At 49.5% G+C, this 23266-nt stretch carries 21 protein-coding genes; 8 read left to right on the top strand and 13 right to left on the bottom strand.

The annotated features are described in order from the left end of the window. Window positions 1-72: 72 nt before the first annotated feature. The gene (locus AN477_RS07235; RefSeq protein WP_157061853.1) at window positions 73-1218 is read right to left on the bottom strand and encodes an acyl-CoA dehydrogenase family protein; all 1146 of its coding nucleotides are present in this window, start codon (window positions 1216-1218) and stop codon (window positions 73-75) included. Between the two features lie 337 nt (window positions 1219-1555). On the opposite strand from AN477_RS07235, the gene AN477_RS07230 reads away from it, so the two are divergent. Then, window positions 1556-3277 carry a long-chain fatty acid--CoA ligase gene (locus AN477_RS07230; protein ID WP_054968578.1) on the top strand — a complete coding sequence of 574 codons (1722 nt, stop codon included), beginning with the start codon at window positions 1556-1558 and terminating at the stop codon, window positions 3275-3277. Window positions 3278-4096: 819 nt separating this feature from the next. Further along, window positions 4097-4738: an EAL domain-containing protein gene (locus AN477_RS07225; RefSeq protein WP_054968497.1), complete on the top strand. Its 642-nt coding sequence runs from the start codon at window positions 4097-4099 to the stop codon at window positions 4736-4738. Between the two features lie 167 nt (window positions 4739-4905). Here AN477_RS07225 and AN477_RS07220 read toward each other — a convergent pair whose 3' ends face one another. From AN477_RS07220 to AN477_RS07210, 3 genes are all read right to left on the bottom strand, one after another. After that, on the bottom strand, window positions 4906-5556 hold the full coding sequence (locus AN477_RS07220) for a 3-oxoacid CoA-transferase subunit B (protein ID WP_054968577.1): 651 nt from the start codon (window positions 5554-5556) through the stop codon (window positions 4906-4908). 8 nt (window positions 5557-5564) lie between these two features. After that, window positions 5565-6224, bottom strand: a complete 660-nt coding sequence (locus tag AN477_RS07215; protein WP_054968576.1) for a CoA transferase subunit A — start codon at window positions 6222-6224, stop codon at window positions 5565-5567. 420 nt (window positions 6225-6644) lie between these two features. Then, complete coding sequence (locus tag AN477_RS07210) at window positions 6645-7754, bottom strand: pyridoxal-phosphate-dependent aminotransferase family protein (protein WP_054968496.1); 1110 nt, start codon at window positions 7752-7754, stop codon at window positions 6645-6647. A gap of 170 nt (window positions 7755-7924) precedes the next feature. Between AN477_RS07210 and AN477_RS07205 the strand changes: the two genes are divergently transcribed. From AN477_RS07205 to AN477_RS07190, 6 genes are all read left to right on the top strand, one after another. Next, complete coding sequence (locus AN477_RS07205; RefSeq protein WP_054968495.1) at window positions 7925-9256, top strand: sugar efflux transporter; 1332 nt, start codon at window positions 7925-7927, stop codon at window positions 9254-9256. 95 nt (window positions 9257-9351) lie between these two features. Further along, window positions 9352-9480, top strand: a complete 129-nt coding sequence (locus AN477_RS25655) for a hypothetical protein (RefSeq protein ID WP_281176324.1) — start codon at window positions 9352-9354, stop codon at window positions 9478-9480. A 48-nt stretch (window positions 9481-9528) separates the two neighbouring features. Continuing rightward, window positions 9529-9669 carry a hypothetical protein gene (locus AN477_RS24975; protein WP_169787859.1) on the top strand — a complete coding sequence of 47 codons (141 nt, stop codon included), beginning with the start codon at window positions 9529-9531 and terminating at the stop codon, window positions 9667-9669. Window positions 9670-10243: 574 nt separating this feature from the next. Next, entirely contained in the window at window positions 10244-11617 is a 1374-nt protein-coding gene (locus AN477_RS07200) for an FAD-binding oxidoreductase (RefSeq protein WP_054968494.1), read from the top strand. 540 nt (window positions 11618-12157) lie between these two features. Continuing rightward, a complete protein-coding gene (locus tag AN477_RS07195) occupies window positions 12158-12640 on the top strand; it encodes a hypothetical protein (RefSeq protein WP_054968493.1) in 483 nt (160 codons plus the stop codon). A 175-nt stretch (window positions 12641-12815) separates the two neighbouring features. Further along, window positions 12816-13586: a single-stranded DNA-binding protein gene (locus AN477_RS07190; RefSeq protein ID WP_054968492.1), complete on the top strand. Its 771-nt coding sequence runs from the start codon at window positions 12816-12818 to the stop codon at window positions 13584-13586. Window positions 13587-13650: 64 nt separating this feature from the next. Here the strand turns inward: AN477_RS07190 and AN477_RS07185 are convergent, their stop codons facing one another. From AN477_RS07185 to AN477_RS07135, 9 genes are all read right to left on the bottom strand, one after another. Further along, window positions 13651-14550, bottom strand: a complete 900-nt coding sequence (locus AN477_RS07185) for a flagellar hook-basal body protein (RefSeq protein WP_054968491.1) — start codon at window positions 14548-14550, stop codon at window positions 13651-13653. A 432-nt stretch (window positions 14551-14982) separates the two neighbouring features. Beyond that, the gene (locus AN477_RS07180) at window positions 14983-15408 is read right to left on the bottom strand and encodes a flagellar basal body-associated FliL family protein (protein WP_054968490.1); all 426 of its coding nucleotides are present in this window, start codon (window positions 15406-15408) and stop codon (window positions 14983-14985) included. Between the two features lie 50 nt (window positions 15409-15458). Next, a complete protein-coding gene (locus AN477_RS07175; protein ID WP_245631748.1) occupies window positions 15459-16196 on the bottom strand; it encodes a lytic transglycosylase domain-containing protein in 738 nt (245 codons plus the stop codon). Window positions 16197-16228: 32 nt separating this feature from the next. After that, complete coding sequence (gene fliP, locus AN477_RS07170; RefSeq protein ID WP_054968489.1) at window positions 16229-16960, bottom strand: flagellar type III secretion system pore protein FliP; 732 nt, start codon at window positions 16958-16960, stop codon at window positions 16229-16231. A gap of 203 nt (window positions 16961-17163) precedes the next feature. Beyond that, on the bottom strand, window positions 17164-17994 hold the full coding sequence (locus AN477_RS07165; RefSeq protein ID WP_054968488.1) for a flagellar motor protein MotB: 831 nt from the start codon (window positions 17992-17994) through the stop codon (window positions 17164-17166). Then, window positions 17975-18784, bottom strand: coding sequence for a flagellar motor protein (locus AN477_RS07160; RefSeq protein WP_054968487.1), 810 nt, complete (start codon window positions 18782-18784; stop codon window positions 17975-17977). Before AN477_RS07160 ends, AN477_RS07165 begins: the two co-directional genes overlap by 20 nt. A 312-nt stretch (window positions 18785-19096) precedes the next feature. Further along, window positions 19097-19570 (bottom strand): hypothetical protein, encoded by a 474-nt coding sequence (locus AN477_RS07155; RefSeq protein ID WP_054968486.1) that lies wholly within the window; start codon window positions 19568-19570, stop codon window positions 19097-19099. A gap of 71 nt (window positions 19571-19641) precedes the next feature. Further along, window positions 19642-20196: a hypothetical protein gene (locus AN477_RS07150; protein ID WP_054968485.1), complete on the bottom strand. Its 555-nt coding sequence runs from the start codon at window positions 20194-20196 to the stop codon at window positions 19642-19644. Window positions 20197-21568: 1372 nt separating this feature from the next. Next, window positions 21569-22903, bottom strand: a complete 1335-nt coding sequence (locus AN477_RS07135) for a DNA sulfur modification protein DndB (protein WP_054968482.1) — start codon at window positions 22901-22903, stop codon at window positions 21569-21571. Between the last annotated feature and the right edge of the window lie 363 nt (window positions 22904-23266).

The raw sequence follows: 23266 nt of genomic DNA, 5'->3' as shown, positions 1-23266 counted from the left end.
TCAAAACAGCGTGCCAAGGTGCCCATTCGGCACGGTTGGCACGCTGTTCCTTTGCGATCAAACCTTCATTCCTTACAATCCAAGGTTCTTCGCGATGATGGTCTTCATAATCTCGTTTGTGCCCGCGTAAATCGCCATTACGGGGATGTCGCGAAACCGGCGCGCGATCTCGTACTCTTCCATATACCCGTACCCACCGTGCAACTGCATGCACTCGCCGATGACATCCTTTGCGACGTCCGTGCTCCAGTATTTCGCCATCGAGACCTCGGTGACAATCGACTCCCCCGCCATGTGGCGCGCGATGAGCTGATCTAAGAAGGCCCGGCTGACCTCCACCTTTGTCGCAGCCTCGGCAATCTTGAAGCGCGTATTCTGGAACTTACTGATGGGTTGGCCGAAGGCCGTCCGCTGTTTGACGTAGTCAATCGTGATGCAAAGCGACTCCTCCATCGCAATCTGAGCTGAAATGGCCACAATCAGCCGCTCTTGCTGCAGCTTCTCCATCAGGTAGGTGAACGCCTTGCCTTCCTCGCCAACCAGGTTACCGACGGGCACTCGGCAGTCTTCAAAGAAGAGCTCCGCCGTATCCTGGCTGTGCTGCCCGATTTTTTCAAGCTGTCGCCCCCGCGTAAACCCTGGCGTGCCCGTCTCAACTGCGATGAGGCTCATCCCTTTGTGCGGCGGATTCGCGTGCAGATCCGTTTTGCAGACCACGACAACGAGATCGGACTGCATGCCGTTCGTAATAAAGGTCTTCTGTCCGTTTAACACATAGTGGTCGCCATCGCGAATGGCGGTCGTGCGGACGCCAGCGAGATCGGAACCGGCACCTGGTTCAGTCATTGCGATGGCCGTGATGATGTCTCCCGTCACACAGCCTGGGAGCCAGCGGTCCTTTTGTTCCGCCGTGCCGTAGTCCATCAGATATGGAATGACGATGTCGTTGTGGAGGCCAATACCGACCATGCCCGATCCGACCCGCTCCAACTCCTCATTCATCACCACGGAGTAGCCAAAGTCCCCCTCCGCACCGCCGTACGCTTCCGGCACAGACGGAGCGAGGTACCCCTGTTCGCCCATCTTCCGCCAGAGTTCTCGTGGGATCCGGTGCTGCTTCTCCCACTCTGCAAAGTACGGCACCGCCTCGCGCTCCAGAAAGCGTCGAAAAGCCTGCCGAAACTGGTTGTGCTCGTCCGTCAGATACAAGTGTTGCAAACCCGTCCCCTCCATGTTGTTCTTAAATGTTGTTCTTAAATGTTGTTCTTAAATGTTGTTCTTAAATGTTGTTCTTAAATGTTGTTCTTAAATGTCGCGTTACATCAACCTCGAATATTGTTGCTGCGTAATCACACATGTCCCACCACATGAGCCTCGATCACGCAAACCAGGAATGCTCATCATGTAAATCACAAGCACGCTATTACAGGGACTCGAATTTCCTATCCTCTCAATTATAAATCAGAAGCCAAGTGACCTCGTGACATTCGTACTAATATTTCGATTATAATGGTGGCAAGTGGACCTCAACATGGAACGGGAGTGGATGACGGTTATGATGGAAACGCCCCTGATCATGCGTCATTTATTTGAATATTCACAAATCTATTATCCACAGAAGGAAATTGTAACTCGCACCCCAGATGGTGAATTTCGCTACACCTACCGTGACTTCGGTGAGCGCACGCGCCGGCTGTCCTCCGCACTCGCCAAACTTGGTGTCGAGCGCGGCGACAGAGTTGGGACCTTTGCCTGGAACCATCACCGCCACCTCGAAGCCTACTTCGCCATCCCGTGCATGGGTGCAGTCCTGCACACCATCAACATCCGGCTCTCGCCGGAGCACATCACCTACATCGTGAACCACGCCGAGGACAAGGTCCTGCTCGTGGACGAGGGTCTGTTGCCGTTGCTCGAACCGCTCGCCGATCAGCTGCAAAGCGTGAAGGCCTTCATCATCATGGGCGAAGGCGGGGTTCAACTCGACGGCGAAGACGCGGCTGGCAGCGGAGCAGGCGAAGGCGGAGCCGGAGGCAAAGGGCGAATCGGGGCCGGGGGCAGCGAAAGTGGTGCATCGGATCGCGCGCGAAATACCCCACTTCAACCGGCGTACAGCTATGAGGCCCTGCTCACGGAGGGTGACCCTGCATTTTCCTACCCCGACGATCTCGAGGAAAACGCCCCCATGGGCATGTGCTACACCTCGGCCACGACAGGGAATCCGAAGGGTGTCGTGTATTCGCATCGCGGCATCTACCTGCACACGATGGCGACCGGCCTGGCGAACACGATGGCCCTGTCCGAGAGCGATGTCATCATGCCGATTGTGCCGATGTTCCACGCCAACGCATGGGGCCTCCCTTTCGCCGCGGTTTGGTTTGGCGCCAAGATGGTCCTGCCAGGGCCCGCACCATCACCGTCTGCACTGCTCAGTCTGATCGCCAAAGAAGGAGTCACCGTCGCTGCAGGAGTGCCGACTGTTTGGCTTGGGCTGCTGCAGGAGGTTGAGACGCATCCGGAACAGAAGCTTGCGTTGCGGACGGTGTTATGCGGCGGATCGGCCGCCCCTCCAGCCTTGATTCAGGCTTACGAGCAACACGGCATCCCCTTCCAGCACGCGTATGGGATGACTGAGACGAGTCCGCTTGCCACCTTTGCGCGGCTGCAGACATATCAGACGGCCCTATCCCCCGAAGAGCAGTTGTCCATCCGGGCCACGCAGGGCATGCTCGTGCCTGGCCTCGAGGTTCGCGTGGTCAAGGATGACGAGGATGACGAGGATGTCGCATGGGACGGGCGCGAGATGGGTGAATTGTTGCTGCGCGGGCCGTGGATTGCCGATGGGTATTACAACGATGAACGCAGCCAAGACGCCTTCCGGGATGGGTGGCTGCACACCGGGGATGTTGCCACCATTGACGAGGAAGGTTTTGTGAGGCTCGTTGACCGCACAAAGGATCTGGTGAAAAGCGGCGGCGAGTGGATCTCCTCGGTCGATCTCGAGAATGCCCTCATGGCCCATCCCGCTGTCTTCGAGGCTGCAGTTGTCGGAGTACCCCACCCCAAGTGGGACGAGAGACCACTTGCATTCGTGGTTTTCAAACCAGGCCAGTCGGCTGCCAAGGAGGAACTGCTTAACAGTTTGCGATCCCGCTTCGCCAAATGGTGGATTCCAGATGACATCCTCATCATCGATGAGATCCCGAAGACCTCCGTCGGCAAGTTCATGAAGCGCACCTTACGCGAAGAGTACCAGGGCCACTACGCAGGGGTGTGAGGTGTAAGGCGGTAGGTGCCGGCAGGCCAGCGGGCGGGCGCGGCGTGTAGCGGGTGGGGCGGTAGGCAGGGCGCGGGGCAGCCGACTTAGCCTTGTGGGGCGGCGGCTATTAAGTCGCTCTCACCGACTTAAACCGGCGGAAAGGCTGCCAATGGTAGATGCTAAGTCGCTCGCAGCGACTTAGCTCCCCAATTTTGAGCTTCTTAGTCGGTCTCAGCCACTTAGCCTGGTGGGTCGGCAGCTATTAAGTCGCTCTCACCGACTTAAACCGGCGGAAAGGCGGCCAATGGTCGATGCTAAGTCGCTCCCAGCGACTTAGCTCCCGAATTTTGAGCTCCTTAGTCGGTCTCAGCCACTTAGCCTTGGGGGGCGACGCCTACTAAGTCGCTCTCACCGACTTAAACCGGCGGAAAGGCGGCCAATGGTAGATGCTAAGTCGCTCCCAGCGACTTAGCTCCCGAATTTCGAGCTCCTTAGTCGGTCTCAGCCACTTAGCCTGGTGGGTCGGCAGCTATTAAGTGGCTCTCACCGACTTAAACCGGTGGAACAACTGCCAGTGGTCGATGCTAAGTCGCTCCCAGCGACTTAGCTCCCCAATTTCGAGCTCCTTAGTCGGTCTCAGCCACTTAGCCTTGGGGGGCCGCGGCTATTAAGTCGCTCTCACCGACTTAGCCAAGTGGGTCATGACATTCCACTCGGTAACATACGCATGCGCACATTTTTTCCATTGAACAGCTATTGAGAGGCCTGTGATGTATGGTACTATCGTTCTATATATATACATATATGTTCATTATAAAGAACACAAGGAGCATATTCGTGGATACTAGATACCAGCCAATTTGCGATACATGGAACACCAACCAAATCATCGGCTATGAAGCCACAACGGACGGTTTCCTTGATCTGATCCGTCGCTACGGATCCCGCGAAGTGAACACCATAGATTATTTAGCCAGATGTCAGGCACTCGATGGCCTGATGTCTCGTTTGAATCCGAACCAACGCATTTTCGTAAACCTGTTCCCCGACCACGAGGTTGGTGAGTACCCATGGTTCGATGAGGATCATGACTTGAATCATGTGACACTCGAGATCACGGAGCATCAGCTTTTGCCTACCAACGACAAGGTGTTGGGAAAAATCGAAGCCAACCGGCGCCGGGGTATGAAGGTTGCATTAGATGACTTCGGTGTCGGTGCTGATGCGTTAAAGTTGGTAGACATCTTGCACCCTGAGTACATCAAGTTAGATAAATATTTCGTGGAAACCATGCGCCAGAATGGCCAATCGACAAGCATCCGTGGAATGCTGAGGTTCTGCGAAGAAGGGGCTATCAACCTGATTGTAGAAGGTGTCGAGTCAAAGCAGGACTATCATCAACTCCTGGAACTCGGCGTCCGCTACATGCAAGGCTGGTATCTCGGCATGCCGAAACCTCTGAGTGAGCTGTTTTCCTGATGTGATGTCCTCTTGGTTTTGGCCGATCCGTTGACGTTCCACGAGGCCATGCTCTGAGCTTCATGGAGCGTCGCCTCTCTCATCACGTGGTTTCGCCCCCCCAAAATCTCATCCCGAATCTCATCCCGAATCCCCCGTGCCACGCAAACCCAAAGATCTCGCAAGTCTCACCCCGTCGTGGTTTCAACCAACTTGACGTCAAACCGGGCACCGGTTTTGGCCGTGACCTCATCCAATGTGGCTCCAGATAGGAGTTCCGTCAGAACCAGGCCTTGCGGCTCTACCTTAAATACCGCTAAATCCGTGATAACCACATTCACATTCCGATCCGCTGTCAGCGGCAATGTGCACTCCTCTACAATCTTCGGGTTTCCATTGCGATCCGTATGACTCATCGTCACGATGACCCGCTTGGCTCCGATTAACAGATCCATCGCACCGCCAACACCAAGAATCGGTTTCCCCGGTACAGACCAATTGGCTACTCGCCCACGCGTGTCGACCTGCAGGGCCCCGAGAATCGTCACATCGATGTGCCCCCCGCGGATCATCGCAAAAGACTCATCGCTCGCAAAGAAGCTACATCCAACCGTTTGGGTGACGGGAAGCTTGCTTGCGTTGATGAGATCGGGATCGACATGATCAGGTGCAGGAGTCGGCCCGACACCCAGCAGACCGTTTTCAGTGTGCATAAACACCTCGCGCCCCTCGGGGAGATAATTCACCACGAGTGTGGGAATCCCGACACCCAAATTAACGATGTCCCCGTCCTGCAACTCTAGGGCCGCCCGAGCTGCAATGATAGCTTTAAAATCCATGTCACTCATCACATCATCCCCCTTTGTACCACAAAGTCTACGTAGAGGTGGGGTGTCACAATGGATTCGGGATCGAGATCGCCTGGAGAGACCACCTCATCGACTTCCGCAATGACTAATTTGCCAGCCGTCGCCATCACAGGGTTGAAATTGCGTGCTGTCTTTCGATAGGTAAGATTGCCGAGTGTGTCAGCCCGGTATGCCCGTATCAGCGATACATCAGCGACGAGCGGATATTCGAGAACGTAGAGTTGACCATTGATAACCTTCTGTTCTTTTCCCTCAGCGAGCGTTGTACCGGCGGACGCCCTCGTATAAAATCCGCCAATCCCCGCTCCCCCTGCACGGATAGCCTCGGAGAACGACCCCTGCGGGATGAGCTGCACCTCTATCTCGCCGCGCAGATAGTGCTGGCCAACCACTGGGTTGCTTGTAAAGTACGATCCGATGGCCTTGCGAATGCGTCCATGCTCAAGCAAGAGTCCGAGCCCCCGGCCCGGTTCTCCCACGTTGTTGCTGATAATAGTCAGATCGCGCTGACCTTGCCTGAGCAACTCGTCGATGAGCAGAAGCGGTGTCCCCACTTGCCCAAATCCGCCGACCATAATCGCCGATCCGCTCCGGATCTGCGACACCGCCTCTTCCTTGGTTACGACCTTGTTGCGCATCGCTGATCCCCCATTTTTTTGGCTTGTTCGTTTGTTGGCATGTTCGTTCGTCAGCATGTTCGTTCCACTGGCGGTCAGGTTCTACTGGCCTGTTCGTTCCATTGGCGGTCTGGTTCCATCGGCCTTCTCGTTCGTTGCCTTGCTCCTTGGTTAGACGCTCTATGTGCGCCGTCGGGCAGGTGCGCTCTATGCCGCACACAGCCCCCCTATCCCCCGCTTATTTTTTAAACAATTATAATAGACTGTCAATTTTATTTATCCGATTGTGCAAATGTCTACGTAACCAGTATACATCGCATATCAACAAATTAGCAGAGATGCCCCATCCGATTTATTACATAAAAGGCCATCCCAAGAATGGGATGGCCCTCATTTACTTGATTTGCACAACTTAGTTGTCTCACGTTACCGCCTATGGCCTTACGCCTGACCGAGCAGTTCCTTCATCGCCTGGAGCAGCAGCACCACATTGCGTTTCTGTGAGGAGTAGCCGAGGAGGCCAATGCGCCATGCGCGGCCCTTCAGTGAACCAAGACCTCCGCCGACCTCAATCCCGTATTCTTCAAGTAACTGTTTGCGCAGCTGTCCTTCATTCACGCCGTCTGGGAAGACGACGCTCGTCAACTGCGGCAAACGGAAGCCTTCTGCCGCAAACAGTTCGAGGCCCATCTTCTGCAACTCAGACTGGAGCAATTCGCCGTTCTGTGCGTGCCGCGTGAACGCATTCTCGAGACCTTCATCAAGCAAGAGGCGAAGTGCTTCGTGCAGAGAGAAAATCATCGAAATCGGAGCTGTATGGTGATAGAATCGGTCTTCGCCCCAATAATTCGCGATCATATTGAGGTCCAAATACCAACTCTGCACTTTCTTTGTACGGTTCCGAACGACTTCGAGCGCTCTGGCGTTTAGCGTTACCGGTGCCAGTCCCGGAGGTGCCCCGAGACACTTCTGCGTACCGCTGTAGCACGCGTCAATGCCGAGCTTGTCGACCTCAACCGGAATGCCTCCGAGAGACGTCACGGCATCGACGATGAACAACGCACCGTAGTCATGGGCAAGCCGTGCGATTTCTTCGAGGGGTTGGCGAACACCAGTGGATGTTTCCGCATGGACAATCGCGACAGCCTTCACGCCTGGCGTCGCTTTGAGAGCCTTTTCCACCTGATCCGGTTCAATCGCCCTGCCCCACGGTGTTTCAACAGTGATGACTTCGGCACCGGATCGCTCTGCAACATCCTTCATCCGCTCTCCAAACACACCCGCGATACACACGATGACCCTGTCTCCCGGCTCGACGAGGTTCACGAAAACGGTCTCCATTCCAGCACTGCCGGTGCCGGACATCGCCAACGTGAGTTGGTTATCTGTCTGAAATACCTTCCGTAACATGCCTTGCGTGTCGGACATGACTTGGAGGAAGTAGGGATCGAGGTGCCCCACGAGCGGAGTCGCCATCGCCTTTAGAACCTCCGGGTGAACACTGCTTGGTCCCGGTCCGAGCAACAAACGGTTTTGGGATTGAATGTGCACTGATACTCCCCTTCTTTCCTCACCAGATAGTTCTAATGATAGCTGGTTGAACCAGATCTTCAAAGGTTTAAACCACCTGGATTGTGCCGAAATTCTAATCTTGCGCCATCCATCGGCTGTGATACGATAAGCGCGTATCTAATCCCTATGAATTCGAGGGGGCCACACCTTTGCGGCTGACATCTTCGAGCAGGCCATCCACGTCTTCGTCCGTGTTCACGCGCTTCCCGGGCTTTATTGTGCTGAGCCTTGGGATCACGCTCATCGGTGTCGGCCTGTCCATCACCCGTCCTTACCTGTCCCTCTTTTACACCAACGTGATTCACATGTCCCCCCTCCAACTCGGCGTCTTCACATTCATTAACGGGGTCGGCGGCGTGATTGCCAGCACCTGGCTTGGGAAACTCTCTGATTCCCGCACCCCGAAAAAAGACATCATGCTCGTGTCTACCGTGGCCGCAGGCTTAGGTTATGTCAGCTTTCTATTTCTTCATGCCTACTGGCCCTTACTGATTGTCTCAACAGTGTTGCTAGGACTCGGTTCTGCAGCATACCCGCAGTTGTTCGCCTACGCCAGGGAGTCTGCCCGCTCTGCTGTTCAAGGAGATGCAACCATCGCCATCTCAACCCTGCGCTCTTTCTTCTCCCTTGCCTGGGTCATCGGGCCGCTCGTCGGAACCTGGGTGCTGAGCTCATTTCATTACCAGGGGCTGTTTGTCTCCACGGGCATTGTCTTTGTCGTCGTGTTCTTGCTTGTCCTACTCCGGCTTGAACGACGCTCGCGATCCACAAGTACGCGCGCCACGCGTGGCCCGGCGGCGGGGAAGCCGAAGGCAACCGGATCAGCCCAGGGCGCAAACGATATCTCATCCCGATCCGATACCACCCTATGGGCGACTCTGAAGACCAAGGATGTTTGGCTGTCCTGTATCTCCTTCGTCGCCATTTCAACCGCAATGACGAGCAACATGTTGTATATGCCACTCCTTGTCACTCGTACCCTGCACGGCTCAGAAAGAGTCGTCGGGTGGGTCTTCAGCCTGAGTGCCGGCCTTGAAATCCCGATTATGATTGGTCTTGGTGCCGTTGCTGTCAGGCTCGGCAAGCGTATCCTGCTCCTCGGTGGCGCCATCTTTGGAACCGCGTACTACCTGGGCATGGCATTTGCCCGTGCACCGTGGGAAGTCCTTGCCCTCCAGGTCCTCTGTGCTGTTTACGTATCGATTGCAGTCAGCATTGGCATGAGCTATTTTCAGGATTTCATGCCGGATGCACCGGGAGCGGCTACAACCCTGTACAGCAACACGAGCAATGTAGGCTCCATGACCGGCAGCCTCCTTGGCGGTGTCATCGCTCAGGCCTTCGGGTTTCGGGCAGTCTTTTGGCTTTGCGTCGGCCTAGGAGTGATTTCGTATGTGTTCTTGCTGCGTCGACGCTCCCGCTCCACTCAAGACACCCTTTCAAGCACTCTACCCGCCAACGTGCGCACTTCCTCTGAATAAGCCCGTTTTTGGATGTACTAGACAAATATGCATACCTGTCTGTGGCGGTGCCGCGTATTCTAGCAGCATGTTGTACCACAGGGAGGGATTATGACATGTACGGCGGAACCTTTGGCGGCTACACACGCTGGGCAGTTGTGTTCCTGATTATCTTCGTTCTGTTCATGCTGCTTGTGCCATATTACGGCGGCGGGAGTTGTGCAGGCGGAGCAGCCGGCTACTAATCTTTAAACAGCCATTTTTGATACTCACACGGGAGGAGGTCAAAGGCTATGTACGGTGGTGGAACCTTTGGATACTACACCCAGTGGGCAGTAGTATTTCTGATCATCTTTGTCCTGTTCTTCTTGCTCGTTCCTTACTACGGCGGCGGAAGCTGCGCTGGTGGAGCAGGCGGCGGTTACGGCTATTAACTAGCTGTTACGGATATTGACAACTAGCGGAAGACAGAAGAAGGACGATCCATCATCATGGAGCGTCCTTTTTTGTTCAAATTAGTCATGTCAGATTGTGTCGCACACAGCTGAAAAATGATCCAGGAAAAGTAATTATGGGTACTTCTCAATGCTCCGGAGGGAGCCAAATCACCTCGTATTCTTCTATCCATCGTACCACGTGTTGAGATAGAAAGAGAATTTCGTACGTCGGTAGAATGTTTTACACCTCAGTGGGACTTTTGAGAGACAAATCCACCGAATTGATCAGATCTATTCGCGCAAACCCTCGACGTCCATTCTGCATCTTCGACAAGAGTCCTCATCGCGAAGAGAGATCAGATCTATTCGCGCAGGTGAGCGACGAAGCTCGCGTTCCCTCGACAAAACGTCGAATCCTGAGTGGACCGTATCAGGGGAACTCTAGGAGAACTCTATTAGATCGACTCCCTAACATTTATGCTCTTGTTGATCTCAGATCGTCTATGATAAAGAAGATTCTGGTAAAGTATCAGTAGTCAGTTCCTTGTCATCTGTCTGGGGGTCTATCGGTATGCATGATTCACTGCTGGCCATTCAAGGTAAGGTAGTTAACGCCGGAGACGAAGAATTCGAAGCCTATCGAAGTGTATGGAATAAAGCTGCCGACGGGACTCCGCATCTCATTGTCGTTCCTGTGAACGAAATAGATGTCTCATTGGCTGTCTTGTACGCGGAGAAATCCGGCAAGACCGTGTGTGTTCGGGGCGGTGGACACCATTTTGCCGGATTTGCCGTCCAAGATGATGCGGTCATGATACACATGCGCGGTCTCAATCACATTGTTGTCGACGAGTTTAACAAAACAGTCAAGGTCGGTGCAGGGGCCACAATCGGTGAGTTAGACAGAGTAACCCAATCATACGGGTTTGCCGTACCCACGGGAACGTCTTCGGGAACAGGAATTGCTGGGCTGACACTTGGCGGAGGCTTTGGTCACTTGCGTCGACAATACGGCTTAACCATCGACCAGCTTGTTTCCGCCAGACTCGTCCTTCCAAGCGGCGAAGTCATTCAGGTCAGTGAGAATGAGAATACCGAAATCTTTTGGGGGATTCGCGGAGGCGGCGGTAATTTCGGAGTTGTAACGGAGTTTGAGTTCCGACTTCACAACGTCGGACCCGAGGTTTCGGTCCTCGACGTCTTCTACCCCATCTCGCAGTTTCGAACTGTGATGACGAAGTTGATTGAGGCACCACGCACAGCACCGGACGTAATCTCTTTTCATCTCCTTGTGTCACCACTGCCCATGAATCGGAATTATACTCCCACTATGCAAGGACAGTGGGTGATCAGGATTTTAGGTATGGCGAACCACAACGCTGATGAAGGAATGAAACTCTTAGAGGCATTCCGCACACTCGCAAAGCCTCTTCTTGACGAGAGCGGGATCATGCCTTATAACGCACTGCAGTCTCGGTTAGATGCAAATTTTCCGGATAGTGTCTATTACGATGGGACGAGCGTGTTTTTGGAGACTTTGACGCCAGATGCCATTCAATTGATGGAATCTCTCCTTGTGGATAACCCTCAGCCAGTGTCACTCCAGTTATGGATGCTTGGCGGTCAGATGAATCGACCTGCTGAAGATGCGACGGCATTCCCGATTCGCAACGCAGATTGGGCGGTGTTCATCAACGCAGCGGGGAGTGATCGAGATAGGCTGCAACAACGCGCAGAATGGATGAGGCGAGCCATTCAAGATATTCGAGACCATTCTGATTCAGCAACGAGGTATGCCAATGCAATTGGCGTTACAGAAACCATGGACGATTCCCTTCCAAGAGATGTCTATGGTGTCAACTACGCCCGCTTGCAGACCCTGAAACGACGAATCGACCCTCGCAACACCTTCCGGCACAATGTAAATATTCGTGACGGAGTTTGATTGCATATTTCGAGTACATATTGAACTGTATGTGGATTGCCAATCTCGTGTGCAACCCCTGCAGCCAATTGACCAACTGCAGCAAGTTTTCAGAGCGGAGCCAACGCTTTTCAGCTTTGACCTCATCTGATACTTCGCGTATTGATGCGGCCCACCAATCAGCGTCCCTCGCGGGGCACGAATCGGATTTCCACACATTTCTGAAATGCGTAGGGCCATACCTCCTGAGTTTCTCTCTGAGTCAGAACAACAAGTCATGAAGTCAGTCATTGAAGGTCAAAACGTGATCAGGGATTGTACAACCAGGCAAACGGCAGAGAGTGTATATATCCACTCTCGCAAAACACATGCCCCTTACGCCCTTCCTGAATACATAAACTACGTTACAATTGTTGTAAAGCATATTAAACAAAAACTCCGCCCACACATGTCGTCACGTAGATAGGTTTGATGAAAGCTGTCGAACCATGACGAATTATGTGGTGATGCTCTTGATGTGGCATGATACTGGCGAAGTTCATAAGGGTGGATAACAAAACAATGAGTGTAAATATCTCACAAGCACAAAAAGACCTACTCATCGATGAGAAATACTATGGTGAACTCATCAACGTCTGGATGGTGGCACAGTACAGCAAAGACAAGCACCTCTTCGTGAAACACTTCCATCAATACAATCCGTTTCGTAACCGCTATATGTTAATGCAACTCATCCTTGTAGATTTTAAACAAGGGCTGTGCCTGGAAGGAGTCTACGAGGGTAGTGCACGTATGACGAAGTGGATTGAACGAGTTGAAATTGACGGCGTTCCCTATCCAAAACTTACCGTTAACAATGGATGTTTTAACGTATTACAGTGGAATGTTTACGGGCAGACGCAGTATGTAACAGCACAAGACATGGGTCGAGACCATTTCCTGAACTTTATTGTGGAAGCAAAGTTCGTATTAAAATCTGAGCTCGATGAAATCCTTCATAGTGGCCTAGAGGCGCGAAAAGAATGGATTAGAGCTATTTTTTGATTGAGGGTAAGCTTTCAATAGCTCATACACGTGTGGCTGCAATCACACCCCGAACGTCAGATATACAGCGCGCAAATCTCGTTTGAAACAAGTATAGTGTCAGAAGTACCGCCTGCGTAAATCGTACGCGATCTGCATGTCACACGACAGGATAGACTAAGGAGTGCACTGAGCAATGGCACGTAAAAATATCATTAACTTAACCGGGGTGGTTGGGTCCGGAGTTACACATTCACTGAGAAATAGCAAAGACTTTTTTTTCTTCAAACTCTTCCTTGCGCGTCGAAAACATGTTGGTACTGATGAACCGATCATTGAAGTGCTGGACGAGAATCTATTTCCCGAAGTATCCAGGCTCTCTGTTGGGGATGCAGTGCATATCGAAGGAGAAATCCGTACACGCTCGGCCACGAAGACACTTACCTGCGACAGATGCAGTACCCTATATTCCACCAGTATAATGATTACAAGTATTGCTGTTGGCGAAGACGGATTCCAAATACTGCCACTTATTAAGGGGCACACATTCTCCGAGAACCATGCGTATCTGCTCGGAACCTTAGTGAAGGATCCCCAGGTTTGGACAACCAGGAATAACATCCCGAAAACAAAGTATCAAATGGCTATTAATCGAAAGGATTCAACTGGCGGGGCGGACTATCCTTTCATTTCGTCTTATAAACGACTGGCACAAGAAGATGCCCATCGCTTACAGCATGGCTCACAATTATTTGTTGAAGGCGCCGTCCAAACATCAGTCCGTCCACGCTCAATCGTATGTCCTGGGTGTGGAAACATCCACACACTGAGAAGTCTAAACACAGAGATTGTTGCTCGGTCAACCGAATACTTGAACCGGTGTAGATTCCCAGAAAACGCTGACCCTAATCACTGGGCACTGAACGAGTTGTCTAAAATCAAAAATCTAGCTCAGGAGTTGGGGTAACGGGTCTGGTACTTGGGTGACTTTGAAAAAACGGCCGTCGCTCCGCGATCGGCCGTTTTCTACATTAGACTTGTTGCAACATAAACTGTAGCATGCCATTTGCTGTATTAATCACTTTTGAATTCGCATTATAGTCCGTCTGTGCTTGAATCATGTTCGACATTTCCTTGGTCAAATCCACATTGGATTGTTCAAGCATCCCCTGTTGAATTGTACCAAGATTCGATTGACCACCTTGATTGTATGTCACGGTACCTTCATTTCCGCCTGTCGGCGCTTGATACAAATTGTTCCCCACAGCGTCCAAGCCACTAGGGTTCGGAAAATCCGCCAACATGATATTATATGTTTTTCCATTCTGAACAGTAATTGTTCCATTTTGACCAATCGTGTATGTCGACGGTTGACCAGAGAATGTGGGCGTGGTTCCAGTGGTTCCAGTGCCAGAATTGGCCGCCAAACTCTCAATATTGATTGCCGACCATGTCGGCGTGGTATTAGCGGATCCTGTACCAGTACCGCTACCAGTACCACTGGTCGACGTGGAGGTATCCACTCCCATAAGATAATTTCCATTCGGATCGACCAAGTAACCATTACTGTCTGGAGCAAAATTCCCAGCACGTTCGTAATAGAATGTTCCGGTACCGTCCGGTTTCGTGTTCACGACGAAAAATCCATTCCCATTAATCGCCATGTCGCTCGGACTCCCAGTCTGCACAAGACTACCCTCGGAAAAATTGGGAGCTATTTGACCAACTGCTACGCCAAGCCCCACCTGCTCGGGGTTTGTCCCACCTCCGGCTGAAGCACCTTGACTCATTGTTTGGCTGAGCATCGTCTCAAAATTTACATCACTGCTTTTATAGCCTACCGTATTTACGTTTGCGATATTGTTTCCAATGACTTGCATCCACTGATTATAGGCGTCCATACCCGAAACAGGAGTGTCTAATAGTCCCATAGCTCTACCTCACTCTCACGAGATCAAAAAGTACAATAGCCTCATAGTACTCCAGAAAATCACGATGATGAACCAATATATCTGCTTACCGACAAACGAACATATTTCATCTTGCCTAATTACAGTAGCCCTACCCCAGAACGATTCCCAATCAAATAGAAAGGTCCAGAACCAACGCAACGTTCGCGTGGTTTCTGGACCTTTCCGGGTTATTTTGGCTACCATTCCGTATTTGTAATATGGCCTATTCAGTCCTTACTTATGAATCGACCCCGAAACCCTTCATTGTTTATAAATAGTCCAATTAATTATATCGTGCCATCTACCAGCGACAACAATTCTAGTAAACTCTTGACACTCGTCTATTCCCCCAGATCACATTCCGAATGCGTCAGTTGTAATTCCACTAAGATTACACCAGATGGGCAGTTGTCACTGCTCGATGATATTAACGACATCAATCTGAGATATCTCATCTTTGACAGGAAGCAGTTTCCTTATTTGGCCTAGTACTAATAGTTTGAAATTTTCCAATCCGTGTTGGGAAAGAAATTCACTCCCGTTCTCTCCATGGATCGAGGTATTAATGATATCCAGTATTTGAGCTTGACCCGCAGTTACGTCCTTATACGTTTGTTGATTCAACGTCTGAATTGTGAATGTTGCTTGCACAAGATGTCCATCTCTAGTATTGGTCATCACCTGTGGCAGATTGACCTGAAGTTTCGATAGTTCGGCCAATGTCAGCGGCGCAGGCTTATGTGGCGCCTTCTTTGTGTGATACCAATAAGCGCCCCCTAATGCTAAAACTGCAACTAACAAAACACCGCTAGAAATATATATCACTAACTTCCTCAATAATTTCACCCTTCTTGTTCAACACCTGGTTATCTGTTCGTTACCCATAGTTACGCGTATGCATTGGCGTAGCTGAGTACTTTGTGGACATAGTCTTGGGTCTGGGCGTAGGGAGGGATGCCGCCATATTTTTCTACCGCAGCAGGCCCTGCGTTGTATGCGGCAAGCGCCAGTGCTTGATTCCCACCAAATCGGGTCAGAAGTTGTGACAGGTATTTCGTACCTCCCATAACATTTTGTTGTGGATCAAACGGATTTGAGACACCCATAGCTTGCGCAGTACCCGGCATCAACTGCATCAAGCCCATAGCACCTGCACCACTCACTGCGTGCACATTCATGCCCGACTCTTGTTGCACGACCCCTTTGATAAGGTTACCAGGTACTCCATAAGCATCACTTGCCTGTGCAATGAAGTTATCGATGGCAGTCTTGCTCATAGTTCCGCTTGCATTCTCTGAACCGACACTGGTCACACTAGACGCATTACCAGCATTGAAGCTTGCCCCCCCGCCACTACTCACTCCCGAAGCGGTCAACTGCGGCCCGTTAACCGCCTCAAGCATTGGAAGCCACGTGCCGGTGAATAATTTTTGCAGGATTTCATCGGAGGAAGAAGTCCCGCTCGATATCTGTTGGGCGGCCGAAACTGCATCTGTCTGCATAAGTTGTGTGATCTCTTCAAGAACCAATTGTTCAAACGCCTGAACGGCGCTCACATTGGCAGGGAACAACGTTTCTGAGGCGCTCGGTTTCACAGTGGGTACACTTGCGGCCTGCACTTGCACGACTTTTCCTCCACTCTAACAAAATTTGACGGCTAATGAGCATAACCAGATAAGATGGACTGAATAATCAAGTTCCATCCATCGACTAGAATAAACAACAGTATTTTAAAGGGCAGTGAAATCATTGTCGGGGGGAGCATCATCATGCCCATCGACATGAGCGTAGTTGATACAATTAAATCAATCAGGAGAAAGGGAATATATATCATGAATCCGATCTGAAAACCGGTCTTAAGTTCACTAATTGTGTACGCAGGTACCAGAATGCTCATTGGCAAATCCTGAACCTTCGCAGGCATTTTCTCGTGACGGTAATTCAAGAAGATTTCAATGTCATCAGTGCGTGTCTCCTTTCCCATAAACTCTTTGAAAGGTAACTCCGCCTTCTGAAGAGCGATCGTTTGAGAAATATCACCCTTAAGATACGGCTGTAGAGCATCCGTATTGGCCTGCGAGAGCACTGGTTGCATAATGAACAACGTTATAAACAAGGCCAGTCCAATGAGCACTTGATTGGGTGGCGTATTCTGCAGCGATAACGCGTTGCGAACAAAACCCAATACTACAATGACCCTTGTGAAGGCTGTCATCAAAACCAGGATAGCTGGGGCAATGGAGAGGACCGTTAATAAGAGAATAATTTGTATGGTGCCATCTACTCCAGTGGGCCCAGTCGATGATCCGATATTCAGATGTATTCCTGGCAAAATCGAATTATTGTTGGTTGTCGTTGCAGCAAAGGCTTGATCTCTTACAACAAGCATTGAAAAGAAAAAGGTAACGAGGATTAGAACGACTCTACGCTGTGAAATTGCTACCACATCCTAAATGACAAGGCTGAACACACAACCACAGTCTGACGAAATTCGCAGAGAACTAACAATGTATGTACAAAACAAAACCCAAAAGGTGAGTTTTATATCAACCACGAGCCAATCCGAGCATAAGATTAAGAAATTCGAACCAATTACGGTGTATTATTGATGTTGCCCGAAAGTGTAGTGCCAATTTGATTGCCGATCTCCTGCTTCGCTGTGGATGGGGCTGGACTATTGAATAGATTTGCGTCAGACTTCCGGAGAACTACGAGATTAACACGGCGATTACTCTGCCGCCCTAGAGGAGTTGCGTTCGAAGCAACAGGATGATAGGCACCATAACCAATTCCTGCAAGACGGGATGGGTCAATATTTTTAGATATAAGATAATGAACCACATTGATAGCACGCATGGCCGATAACTCCCAGTTTGACGCAAATTGGGCAGTATGAATCGGAACATTGTCCGTGTATCCGGCCACATCAATGTCGTTCGTCATTTGCAACAGGAGAGGCACGAGTCCATCAAGGATATGCCTCGATTGAGGGGTCAACTGGTCAGAACCCGTTGCAAATAAAGCCACATCTTTCATCGTAACCACGACACCAATATTCTCATTTGTAACAGACATATTATTTTGCAAATGATTCTGCTTGATATATGACTGTACTTCCTTGTACAAGCGGTCGAGTTGCTTTGCATCAATCGCATCTTTTTGTTCCTGAATTTTCTGCGCCTGTGACAACTGGTTTGACTGAGCAATGAGTCCCGTATTCCCTTGATTCATGACAATGTGACTTTGGCCAACGCTCATTGATTTTGCCATTGTCATCATGAGTTGCTGAAATTTTTGTTTATCAATGGTACTCATTGAAAATAAAATAACAAAAAATATCAACAAGAGTGTAATTAAGTCCGAATAAGTAATCAACCATCTCTCTTGGTTTACATGTTCATCCTCACTGCGCCTGCGCTTCAAGCTGGTCCTGCCCCCTCTGTCCCATCTTGTCCAAGCGACTTCTGTCCGTCCGCGAGAGAAATGATATCAGTTTGTCTCTAAGGGCATTCGGGCTTTCTCCGGCCTGAATGGATAGAATCCCTTCCGCTGCAATTTCATAATAGAGTCCTTCACTGTAGTTTCGATGCTTCAGTTTGTTCGCAAGTGGGTGCCACAGAACATTTGCACTAGCTACGCCGTACAGCGTGGCAGTAAATGCGGTTGCAATTTTTGGCCCAAGCGTCAATACATCACTCAAGCTTCCTAACACATGAATCAAGCCCATTACAGTACCAATAATGCCCATCGTCGGTGCAAAACCTCCAGCCATATCAAAGAAACTGGCTTGACGCTTATGCCGACTTTCAATATTGCTGATTTCTATCTCCATAATGCCTTGAACCATCGCTTCCTCAATTCCATCAATCACGAGACGTAGGTTTGTTTTGACAAAATCATCGTTCAAGTTTTCGACTCTTTCTTCTAAGGCTAGAAGACCCTCTCGTCTCGCGTATGCCGACAATGTTACCAGCATCTCAATCAATACTAGCGGATCTTTAGCTTTACCGAACATTGAGACCTTTATATACTTGCCGAGCGCAAAGAAATCCTTAAGGGATACACTCGTCAGAGTTGCACCAATGGTCCCTCCAAATACAATTATCAGTGCCGTCGGTTGATAAAGTCCGCCGATCTTGCCGCCATCCATTACAAATCCACCGACTAAACTAGCTATGGCAATGGTAATTCCAAAGATCGTCGCAATGTCCAACCTGATCGGTCTCCTTCTATGGGTGAAATTCTCGACTCACCATGTGTCCAGGATTATACGAGAAAATCACGGTTCACTATGGCTCCATACGAATACATGTGGCTAAGGGGGTCATCCATTACTCGACAAGGCACTTGACCATGCGACTCGCATTTGAACATGACTGAGAAGCCCCTAGGTGAAAGGACGCTTTGGCGGCTGCCGTCCGCAGGGTTATCCAAACGTCGAGCCCTCTCAAAACTCGTTAGGGTATCTAATCGTAGTCAACCTTATAAGGTGTGACATACCGTGGGGTTTGTACAAAGAGTCACTTCATCCAATAAAGGTCTGCGCGTACTTTTTAAGTTCACCAAGATAGTAAGCTTCGTTAAGAAAGTACTTTGATGCATTAGTAATCTTGTCCATATACACAGCACAGTTTCTCTCGTATCGCTTCGCCTGATACTCTTCGTTCACAAGCGTCCTACCAACCGACAAAAAGTGCTGTAATCCAAGAATGAGGACCGGTACTTCGAATGGCTCTAGTTCAATTCTAATCGGGCCTTCGGTTCCACTACCCAACATTACTCCGACTCTTGAGAAGGTTGTAATGAATGCATAGCAAGTACACCTGTCAAGATTATCGGACTCAAACCCGCTTAGTTCTTGAAGAACTAAGAATTGGCTCTCTAGAACAAACTCAAGAAACTGATGCCACACATGTTGGTCCACACGCAGTATTTCAAAGGTGATCGTAGACGACCCTCCCTGCTTGGGAGGCTTACCAAACGGTATAACATTCGGCATCACATCAGCCTCTTTCCAACTAGAATTCGCTTATAATACGCTCCGTACCCACACAAAACTGCTCCAAGCCACTAAACCGAGAGAGCTTCATAAATGTCCTGAAGCCCTTTTAAAGTTGGTGCAAGCACATGCAGCAGAGGGATTCGATAGGATTGTAAGACTTCTAATGTGATGGCATTCGAGGGTAGCTTTGATGACCGTTTAAAGTGCTTTAAGAGAGCAATCGCCCTGTCTCTACCAGTGCGTCCATCAAAGCACTTGTAGGGATAAGCCCTCCGTTCACCCGCTAACAACTCAATATTCCACTGCACAATTTGCGTTCGCAGATCGAAAGGGGGTAGCTGAGGAAACGTAATTCTGAACAAATGTACGATACGATCAAAGCGCGTGTTCCCTAGAAGTGGCAGATACTTCTCAAACCTGTCCAGTCTGTACTGTTCTATCCATTCATCGTTTAAATCTTGATAGATAACCTCGACAGTCCTGCCATCTAATTCGCAGAAATATTGAAGTAAAACCATACCTCGCATTTTAGCTATGGACTTCTGAAAATAATTTTTAGGAAATTGTTTTTTGTGATATCCCTGAATTGTCTCTTCCCAGAATAACTCGTCATAACCATACATGAGTCGAAATCTCCTGATCCGCGATATGTAAAGACCCCTCCTGAAATACACAGCAATCTCGCGAGCCCGGGTAACTCCGATAAAATGACCTGATGAGAGCTCGTGATACAAAAACCTGCTCTCGGTCTATCAGCGATGGGAATTCTCGCAACAGGATCTTCAGTTCGGATTGTGCACACCGAATCCACACGCGCCTGCTGGCAAACAAAACCTGTGGAGGGTCCTGATTTAGGTTGAAGTTCCAGTACCAATCGATTTTCATGTACGGCTCCGGAGGGCATTGGGAAATTACAATAAACGGAAGACTATCCTCAATGTGCATTCCAACATACGTCGTCATCCTCACGCCTCCCTCCGTCTATGGCATACAAAAAAAAGAATACAAACTCAAATCTCCTACGGCAGGCACCAACCAACACACGATTGTCTAGCTCCTGTGCACCAAGGCGGATTATGTGTTGAAATGTTCTTTCGTCAAAGTACTTAGATTTCTCGCTCCAGCTTGATACACCCTGTATGTATACAACGACAAAATAGCCCAGGTCCGAAATAGACTGTACTAGTGCTGTTTGTGAGTTCGAAAAAGTAAAGAAGATGCCGTCCTCTTGTCGGTCAACCTCGTGAATGATATTTCGATAGGGCAGTCTCGGAAAGGAATCCACATTTAGAAATCCCCACCACAGCTTCCCCGGGTATATTCGTGCACCCACTCTGCAGCCATCGCTGTACGGTCCGTTTCGTCCCATAAAATAATCACAATGAACACCTACGAATAGTTGTAACTCGTCTTCAAGTAACGATGGAGGTTGACTCATGAGCCATTGCAATCTATCCGCCAGATTCTAACGTCTTCACGCTCCGGAAAAAGGCATCTATTGTAGACCGTGAAAAAGATATATCTTCTCCCCTTATTTCCCTTCCCCTTCTTGGCTTTTTCGTAATAATAACTTAGAAAGTTAACCGTCAGGATGGTGCGAAATTACATGTTATTGAGCTTCTCAGAACTCATAATCTCTGAGTGCGGAAAACCCCACTCTTTTATCTTCTCAGACAAAAAACTCGGTCCTCTTTTGTTTTATATTGTGGCAGATGAAACAGATGGTTCTATTCCAACTGGAACACTGTACTGTCGTGACTGGGGGCGTGACTGGAGACTTCTTCGGATGGAGAGGAACGGTGAGCAATGGCTGTACCGTTTTGAACACGATACGAAGGTTAGAGAGTATAATCTCCCCAGAACATTTCTGGAGAAAATATATGAGGAGCAAGGTATTCGTATTCGTACCGAATAGAATAAGGCTACACGACGCCGAGGCGGAATCGTGTAGCCTTGTAAATTTATCTGAAAGTAAATTCCTGGCTGCAGATCTCGTCAACCCTTGAAAAAGTGACTCAACTGTTTTGTTAAATCAAGTTGCTGTGCATCTTCTACGTCATCCACTTGAATTTTTGCTTTTACAGGTGAATCTACGAATTCCACATTCTTTAACCGTTCAGCACGGGGTGTTTTGTCTCTCCGTTTTTCACTCTGAGAATTACGTGAGGACTTTTTGCGGCTCACTGCTTCAGGAAACACGGTTGGTTCATCGGGAGTCACGACTTCAGAATCATCAATCTTGTCATCAATTGAATACTTATAGGCATCTGTTGCCTCAATTCCATTTGCATCGTAGCGAATTGCTTGTGAAGATAACGTTCTCACAACGGCTTTGATACCAGACCCCGTCCCCTTAAACGAAATCGTCCCGTCAGGATTTCTTGTCGCTCCCCCAGCCGTCGCGAACAACTTATTCGTACTCTGAAAAGAGAAGTCCTTAAGGAGCTCCCTCAATGTGACTAGCCCGTCTACATACTGAATGTTATCCATCTTGTTAACAAACTCACCAATACCCTGAAGTACCTTTGCATCCTTGTATAGGTAATTTCCGGTTGCTGCATCTTCCGGTAAGGAAGCAAGCACAACTTCAAAGAAACGAGCTGTCTTTTCGACACCATTGTTATAAACTGTTGTAAACTGAACCCCGCGATCGGAGAAATACCTCTTACCAAGCAATTTGACCACAGATTTATGTACAGTACTAAAGAGGAACAGTTTTCCTTCGTCGAGTTTATTCGTGTTTACATGGTCAACCAGAGCTTCCAGACCATCTACAATCGACACAACTTCCTTTGCAACACGCACGTAGGGATCCGAGTTGTCGAACAAAAGAGCCAATGATGTCGGAGCTCTCTTTGCTAGATTATTCAAATCATGAAAGAGTTGCCTCTCTTCTTCAGTATTGAGGCCTTGATAGACCATTACGGGGATGCGACTGGTGCGGATACTGTTTAACATCCGCTTGGTCCCAGCCAACTCACTTTGGGCGGTATCCTTATCATGCTCGTTGAGGTTTTTCTTCGACAAATATGCTGACAACGACTTTACTCGCTTTTCTAAGGTATCAATGGCCACACCAATCCCCTTGTAGCGGTGCTGTCCATCCAGGATATACATATTCCCGTCGGTACGTTTATTCACGACCAGGGGTGCAAAAAAAGCACCAACAGTCTGCGTATCAACAGCTCTAATAATGTACTGCCCAATTCCCTTCACGCGAGATGGTGCTATCCTTCGTTGAACATTTTCATCAATATGAAGTCCATCAGGGAAAATGTCAGCCGCCTCGTAAGCCTGTAAATCGTAGTTGGCACCGAATAATTTTGCCATATGAGTCCGCCCTTTGCTGTTTTTGCAGATTTGCAATCAATGCGTTCAACATACCAACAATATTTTTTCTTTGCAACTACATCATATAAAAACGGGTTCCACTGTACTGAACCGTATTAATTTACTTTCTACGTATTTTCCAGAACCCTGCGTATAGCATCTGTATGCTTTTGAACTCTCTCTGCGTACTCGTTAACTTCGTCATAGGTTAGCAGATGTTCTCGAATCACGTGTCTGCGTACAGCGCCGTATTCCATAGTCTCTAAACGGGATAACAACTGGGGATCAACACCGCGTTGGCGTAACTGTGTCAGTAGATAGCGGCATGCAACAGTGTCCATCAGATCTTCGTTCTGAGCGGTA

Origin of the sequence: Paenalicyclobacillus ferrooxydans (assembly GCF_001399675.1) — a bacterium.
Lineage (GTDB): Bacteria > Bacillota > Bacilli > Alicyclobacillales > Alicyclobacillaceae > Alicyclobacillus_B > Alicyclobacillus_B ferrooxydans.
The sequence above is the reverse complement of the archived record's forward strand: the minus strand, read 5'-3'. Positions and strand labels throughout refer to the sequence as shown.